This is a genomic window from Methylibium sp. (assembly GCF_031393925.1).
Classification (GTDB): domain Bacteria; phylum Pseudomonadota; class Gammaproteobacteria; order Burkholderiales; family Burkholderiaceae_C; genus Methylibium.
On record NZ_JANMWL010000202.1, the window covers coordinates 1 to 7,596 of the forward strand.

Sequence of the window (7,596 nt, forward strand, 5' to 3'; positions counted from 1 at the left end):
CGTCCGGGCAGGCGGCAGCGCATCATCGAGGCGGTCTCCGCTGCGCTGCGACTGCCTTGCGGTGCTCGGGCTCGTGGCCCGTCGCGCAACTCACTGCGCTCACTGCGTTCGCTGCGTTCAAACAAGCGCGACGAGTCAGAGGACGAAGCGCTGCGCGCGGCCACGAGCCCTGTGCTCCTCAGCGCCTCGAAGGCGCGCTGCCGCCTGCCCGGACGCGCCTTTGCAGACACGGCGGTGGGTTGCGTTGCGAACACCACGCCGTGGGCTTGCGGCGCGCGGTCTCGGCGGGGACGCCTGCCAGGGCGCGCGTTCGCAGGCACGGCGGTGCACTGGTTTGCGCACACCCACGCCAGGCAACGCTTGCCGCGTCGCGGAGCTTCTTAAACCGACAAGCCGACAAACCGACCAAACGCCCCAACCCGAGCCGCGTAATGGAACGGGCCACATGCGCACCGCAGGTCTTATTCGAATGAGCGGGAATCCGTTTTGGGCCTGGACGAGCCCGCTGCGGCGGACCTCTGGTCCATGCGAGTGCGGCGAAGGCTGGCCGTACTCGGTGAAGGGAAGGCCGGGTTGCAGCGTCCAGGGCGGCGGGTCTGCCGCGCCGGCCGCGTCGGCTGGCTTGCCTGCCTCCGGTGGGAGGGCCAGCGCGGCATCTGCGGCGAGCGCCGTGCTTAACACCAGGCCGCGGCGCATGAAGACCCGGCGGTGCAGCAGCCCGCCACCCGCCGCCGGGTCGAGGTCGTCGTTCGAGAGCGTTCGGTCGGCCGCCATGGCATGGGCGTCGTGCGCGTCTGTCGTGTTGCGCGCACTTTCGCCCGCGACAGCGGCGCGCCCGTCGGCGCCAAGCCGCCGGCACGTGTCTACACGTTGCTCGTCGCCCGCACCTCGTCGATCGAGGTCAGCCCCTGCAGCACTTTTTCGATGCCGTCTTGACGCAGCGTGAACATGCCTTCGGTGAGGGCGGTCTGCTGCAGTTCCTCGGAGCGTGCGCCGGTCTGGATGAGGCGGCGCAGCTCGCGTGAGATCGGCATCAGCTCATGAATGCCGCAGCGGCCGCGAAAGCCGGTGCGGCCGCAGACGGCGCAGCCGGGGCTCGAGAAGTGCATCAAGCGACCGTCGACGGCGAAGCGGCCGAGCCAATCGCTGCGCAGCGCCGCGCGTGCGGCCTGGGGTTGTGCGGCCTGTTGCACGAACAGGTGGTCATCGAGCAGTTCATTCAGTTCGACCAGCGTCAGCGGCCGGCTGACGCGGCACTCGGCGCACAGGCGCCGCACCAGCCGCTGCGCCACCACCAGCAGCAGGGAGTCGGCAAAGTTGAACGGGTCCATGCCCATGTCGAGCAGCCGCGTCACCGTCTCGGGCGCGCTGTTGGTGTGCAAGGTGGAGAGCACCAGATGGCCAGTGAGCGAGGCTTCGATGGCGATGCGCGCGGTCTCGATGTCGCGCACCTCGCCGACCATGATCACGTCCGGGTCGGCGCGCAGGAAGGCGCGCAAGGCCTTCGCGAAGGTCCACTCGATCTTCTGGTTGATCTGCACTTGCCGCAGCCCCGGCTGGGTGATCTCGATCGGGTCTTCGGCGGTCCAGATCTTGCGCTCGGGCACGTTGATGTGGCCGAGGGCGGAGTGCAGGGTGGTGGTCTTGCCGGCGCCGGTGGGCCCCACGCACAGCACCAGGCCGTAGGGCCGTTCCATCGCGGCCTTGAGCAGACCGAGGTGGCGCTCGCTCAGACCCAGCCGGTCCAGCGGCACCGGGCGTGCCGAGACCAGCAGGCGCATCACCACGTCTTCGAGGCCGTTGTTGGTCGGGATGGTGGCCACGCGCAGCTCGATGCGGTGCGAGGGCGAGAACTTGGCGAAGTTGATCTTGCCGTCCTGGGGTTTCCTGCGCTCGGAGATGTCGAGGTCGCACATGACCTTGATGCGCCCGATGATGGCGTTGCGGTAGGTGTGCGGCAGTTCCAGGTAGGCGCGCAGCAGGCCGTCTTTGCGAAAGCGGATGCGCAGCTTGTCGCGGCCCGGGTAGTTCTCGACGTGGATGTCGCTCACGCCCTCGTTGTAGGCCTCGATGATCATGGTGTGGATCAGCCGCACCAGCGAGTTGTCGCTCTGCTCGATCTGCCGCTCGCCGGCGTCGCGCTTTTGGTGGTCGAGGTCTTCGCGCTCGAGGTTCGCGAGCAGCTTGCCGGCGTCGGCGTTCTCCAAATCGAAGCCGGCCGCATCGCGCACGGCCCCGCTGCCCGTGTCCACGCCAATGCGCCCATAGGCTTCGCGCAGCGCCGTTTCCAGCTCGGTATGGCGTGCCAGCACTGGCGCTACCTTGCATTCGCTGGAGAACTCGATCTCCTCGAGCGCCTTGCGACGCGACGGGTCTTCCAGCGCCACCACCAAGGTCGCGTCGCGCAGCATCAGCGGCAGCGCGCCCAGACGCAGCGCGGTGGCAAAGGGGAGCTTGCGCAGCGCTTCGGACTCCACCGGAAACGCCGCCACGTCGACCATCGGATAGCCCATCTTGCGCGCCAGCGCGGTCTGTAGATCCTGGCGCGAGATGCGGCCCAGGCGCACCAGCAGTTCGCCCACCGGCACGTTGCGGTCGACCAATTGCTGCTCGAGCGCCTCGTCGAGCTGGTACTGGTCGATGAGGCCCAGCGTGGTGAGCGCCTCGCCGATGCGCACCAGCGGCATGCGGCTTTGCTCCGCAATCGCGCCGAGCAGTTGCTCGGGCGTGACGATGTGGCGCGTGAGCAAGATTTCGCCGAGCTTTTGCGTGCGCAGCTGGTGCTGAAGCTGCGTCGCCTCGTCGATCAGGGCGGCGCTGACGGTGTCGCTTTCCACCAGCACGTCTTCGATGCGCGGCCCGACCTCGCCGTCGGCAACCGCCGCGTTGGGCACGAACAGGCGCGTCACGCTGCCCTCGTCGCCGTGCGGCGGAAACAGGAAGATGCCGAACGGCAGCTCCACATGACCGATGGTTTCGCCTTCGAGCACCGTGCCATCGTGCAGTTGCAGCCGGTAGTGGCTGTGCGGGCGGTGCTCCAGCACGTCGGCGTGCGGGTCGGCGGGGTCGGCGGTCATGGGCGCCAGCGGCTCGGCCAGCGCCAGGCTGCGGAACTGGTTGAAGCGCAGCTGCAAGGTGGTGCGCGCCGGCGGCAGTTGCACGGTCGCGACTTCCTCGTCGGGCACGAACATCATCAGCCGGCCCTGCACCAGCTTGCCGTTCAAGCCCTCGATGGCGCAGGCCTGCGCCTGGGTCTGCTCGCCGGCCGCGGGGTAGCCGGCATAGGGCGGCGTGGGCCAGCAAAAGCCGGCGTGACGCGACTTGCCTTCGCCGGGCGCTGCCGGGCCGGTGGTCATGGACAGGGGTGTCGAAAGATCGGTCATGGCGGCAACTCGCGGACGGTTGATCGGGCAGCACTCACCGGTGTGAGACGACTGCTAGGCCGGCGTATGCTCGCAACGGCGGGGGGCGCCGAAGCATACAAGTAGCGGTTCTGCAGCGGACCTGCGGCGCCTGCGATCGTTGCGCAGAAAACGATGAATCACACGACACGCTGGCAATTCTGGGTCGACCGCGGCGGCACCTTTACCGATGTGATCGGCCGCGCACCCGACGGACGCCTGCACACCGCCAAGCTGCTCAGCGACAACCCCGAGCGTTACGACGACGCGGCGGTGGCCGGCATCCGGCAACTGCTCGGCATCACCGGACGCGACGAGCCGGTGCCGGTCGAGCGCGTCGAAGCCGTGAAGATGGGCACCACCGTGGCCACCAACGCGCTGCTCGAGCGCAAGGGCGAGCCCACCTTGCTGGTCACCACGCGCGGCTTTCGCGACGCGCTGCGGATCGCCTACCAGGCGCGGCCGCGGTTGTTTGATCGCCAGATCCTGCTGCCCGAGCTGTTGTATGCGCGCGTGGTCGAGGCGGCCGAGCGCATCGGCGCGCAGGGCGAGGTGATCGAGCCGCTGGATGAAGCCGCCTTGCGCGAACGCCTGTGGGCCGCCTTCGACGCCGGCCTGCGCGCCTGTGCCATCGTGTTCATGCACGGCTGGCGCTACACGCAGCACGAAGCGGCGGCGGCGCGCATTGCGCGCGAAGTCGGCTTCACGCAGGTCTCGGTGTCGCACGAGGTGAGCCCGCTGATGAAGCTGGTGTCGCGCGGCGACACCACGGTGGTCGATGCCTACCTCTCGCCGATCCTGCGGCGCTACGTCGAACGCGTGGCGGCCGACATGCCGGGCGTGCCGCTTTACTTCATGCAAAGCTCGGGCGGGCTCACGCAGGCGGGGTCGTTCCAGGGCAAGGACGCCATCCTCTCGGGCCCGGCCGGCGGCATTGTCGGCATGGTGCGTACCGCGCTCGAGGGCGGGCACCGCCGCGTGATCGGCTTCGACATGGGCGGCACGTCCACCGACGTGTCGCACTTCGCCGGCAGCGACGGCGGCGACTACGAGCGCGCCTTCGAGACGCAGGTGGCGGGCGTGCGCATCCGCGCGCCGATGATGAGCATCCACACCGTGGCCGCTGGCGGCGGCTCGATCATCCGCTTCGACGGCGCGCGCCTGCGCGTGGGGCCCGAGTCGGCCGGCGCCAACCCCGGCCCGGCCTGCTACCGGCGCGGCGGGCCGCTCACCACCACCGATGCCAACGTGATGCTCGGCAAGCTGCAGCCGGCGCACTTTCCACGGCTGTTCGGCCCTGCGGGCGACGAGCCGCTTGACCGCCAAGCCGTGGCCCTGCGCTTTGCCGCGCTGGCGCGCGAGATGAGCGCGGCCACCGGTCGCGCCACCAGCGCCGAAGACGTCGCCGCGGGGGCGCTGCAGATCGCGGTGGCGAACATGGCCAACGCCATCAAGCGCATTTCGGTGGCACGCGGGCACGATGTGGCCGGCTACACCTTGCAGTGCTTCGGCGGTGCCGGGGGTCAACACGCCTGCCTGGTGGCCGACGCACTGGGCATGACGCGCATCTTCATCCACCCCCTGGCGGGCGTGTTGTCCGCCTACGGCATGGGGCTGGCCGACCAGACCGCCATGCGCGAGGCGACACTCGAATGCCGGCTCGATGCGCACGGGCTCGAGCAGGCCGCAGAGCGGCTCGGCGTGCTCGGCGGGCTGGCGCGCGCCGAAGTCGCGGGGCAGGGCGTGGCCGCCGGGCGCATCACCTTGCGCTCACGCATTCATGTGCGCTACGAAGGCACCGATACCGCCCTGGTGCTGCCCATCGAAGACGCGGCCGACGAGGCCAGCGTGCGCCTGGCGTTCGAGGCCGTCTACCGCCAGCGCTATGCCTTCCTGATGCCGGGCAAGGCGCTCGTCATCGAGGCGGTGTCGATCGAAGCGGTCGGTGCCGGCGAGGCCTTGCAAGCGAGCACGCTGGGCGAGGCCGTGGCGCACCGGCCCGCGCCGCTGGCCCTGCTCGCGATGCACGCCGAGGCCGACGACGGTGCCCGCTGGCGCGAGGCCGGCCTGCACCAGCGCGAAGCACTCGCACCGGGCGCCACCATCGTCGGCCCGGCAGTGATCGCCGAGCGCAACGCCACCACCGTGGTCGAGCCCGGCTGGCAGGCGGTGCTCACCGCGGGCGGCGCACTCGAACTCGCGCGCATGCAACCGCGCGCGCGCCGCCACGCGCTCGGCACCGAGGCCGACCCGGTGCGCCTGGAGGTGTTCAACAACCTGTTCATGAACATCGCCGAGCAGATGGGACTTCGGCTGCAAAACACCGCGCACTCGGTGAACATCAAGGAGCGCCTGGACTTCTCCTGCGCGCTGTTCGATGGCCTTGGCCAGCTGATCGCCAACGCACCGCACATGCCGGTGCATCTGGGCTCGATGAGCGAGTCGATCCGCACGGTGATCGCGCGCAACCCGGGCTTGAAGCCGGGTGATGTGTTCGCGCTCAACGATCCCTACCATGGCGGCACGCACCTGCCGGACATCACGGTGGTGACGCCGGTGTTTCTTCCATTGCCCACGGCGAGAGATGCCGGGGCCGGGGTGGCCGGCTCTCGCCCGCATGGCATGGCTCCCTCCCCCTCCGGGGGAGGGCTGGGGTGGGGGCCAGTGCGGCCCGGCGCGACGAGCCCCCATCCCGACCTTCCCCCAGAGCGGGAAGGAGCAATACCTCCACCGAGCTTGGACCGGCCGGCCTTTTACGTCGCCTCGCGCGGCCACCACGCCGACGTCGGCGGCGTCACGCCCGGCTCGATGCCGCCGTTCTCGACCTCCATCGCCGACGAAGGCGTGCTGCTCGACAACTTCTTGCTGGTCGAAGACGGCCGGCTCCGCGAGGCCGAGCTGCTGGCTGCGCTTGCGGCCGGGGCGCACCCGGCGCGCAACCCGCAGCAGAACCTGGCCGACCTGCGCGCCCAGATCGCCGCCAACGAAAAGGGCATGCAGGAACTCACCGCACTGGTCGCGCAGGTGGGCCTGGCCACCGTGCACGCCTACATGGGCCATGTGCAGGACAACGCCGAGGAGAGTGTGCGCCGCGTCATCACCGCGCTGAAAGACGGCGCCTTCACCCTGCCGCTGGACAACGGCGCGCGCATCGACGTGCGCGTCACGGTGGACGCGGCCACGCGCAGCGCCACCATCGACTTCAGCGGCAGCAGCGCGCAACTGCCGAACAACTTCAACGCGCCCAAGGCGGTGACGATGGCCGCGGTGCTCTACGTGTTCCGCACCCTGGTGGGCGACGACATTCCGCTCAACGCCGGATGTCTCAAACCGCTGCAGGTGATCGTGCCCGAAGGCTCGATGCTCAACCCGCGCCCGCCGGCCGCGGTGGTGGCCGGCAATGTCGAGACCTCGATGTGCATCACCAACGCGCTCTACGGCGCGCTCGGCGTGATGGCGGCGAGCCAATGCACGATGAACAACTTCACCTTCGGCAACGCGCGTCTCCAGTACTACGAAACCATCTCCGGCGGCAGCGGCGCGGGCGTCTTCAAGGACGAGGGCGGCCGCGTGGTGGGTGGCTTCGACGGCACGAGCGTGGTGCAGACGCACATGACCAATTCACGCCTCACAGACCCCGAGGTGCTGGAGTTCCGCTTTCCGGTGCGGCTCGAGAGTTACGAGATCCGCCGCGGCTCGGGCGGTGCCGGGCAGTGGCGGGGCGGCGATGGCGGCGTGCGGCGTGTGCGCTTCCTCGAGCCGATGACGGCCTCGATCCTTTCCAACGGACGCATCGTGCCCGCCTTCGGCCTGGCGGGTGGGCAGGCCGGTGCGCTCGGGGGCAATCGCATCGAGCGCAGCGTCGGCCGCGTGGAGAGCCTGGGGCACATCGGCTCAGTCGACATGGCCGTGGGCGATGTGTTCGTGGTCGAGACGCCGGGCGGCGGCGGCTACGGAGAGCCTCTCGAGGAAACGAAGGGCCGCGCCCGAGTTCGGTGACCCCCTCGGGGACGGTCTGCAAGCAGCGGCTTGGGGTCTTACTCGCGCTCCATGTAGGAGCGCCAGCGGCCCATCGCCTGGTCCATCAGCCGGACCTGCCGCTCGAAGCCGGGACAGGCCTTGCAGGCAAAGAGATGCAAACGCAGCGCAATGCGATCGGCCAGCGGCAGTTGGCGGTCGAACCGCGCCGTGATCA

Annotated in this window: 3 protein-coding genes; 1 reads left to right on the forward strand and 2 read right to left on the reverse strand. The window is 69.7% G+C overall.

Translation table 11 applies throughout. The features are described from left to right. Window positions 1–863 precede the first annotated feature (863 nt). Entirely contained in the window at window positions 864–3,383 is a 2,520-nt protein-coding gene (locus RMO12_RS11100) for an ATPase, T2SS/T4P/T4SS family (protein ID WP_309639327.1), read from the reverse strand. A gap of 153 nt (window positions 3,384–3,536) precedes the next feature. On the opposite strand from RMO12_RS11100, the gene RMO12_RS11105 reads away from it, so the two are divergent. After that, window positions 3,537–7,400, forward strand: coding sequence for a hydantoinase B/oxoprolinase family protein (locus tag RMO12_RS11105; RefSeq protein WP_309639328.1), 3,864 nt, complete (start codon window positions 3,537–3,539; stop codon window positions 7,398–7,400). A 38-nt stretch (window positions 7,401–7,438) separates the two neighbouring features. Here the strand turns inward: RMO12_RS11105 and RMO12_RS11110 are convergent, their stop codons facing one another. Beyond that, window positions 7,439–7,594, reverse strand: a complete 156-nt coding sequence (locus RMO12_RS11110) for a zf-HC2 domain-containing protein (RefSeq protein ID WP_309639329.1) — start codon at window positions 7,592–7,594, stop codon at window positions 7,439–7,441. Between the last annotated feature and the right edge of the window lie 2 nt (window positions 7,595–7,596).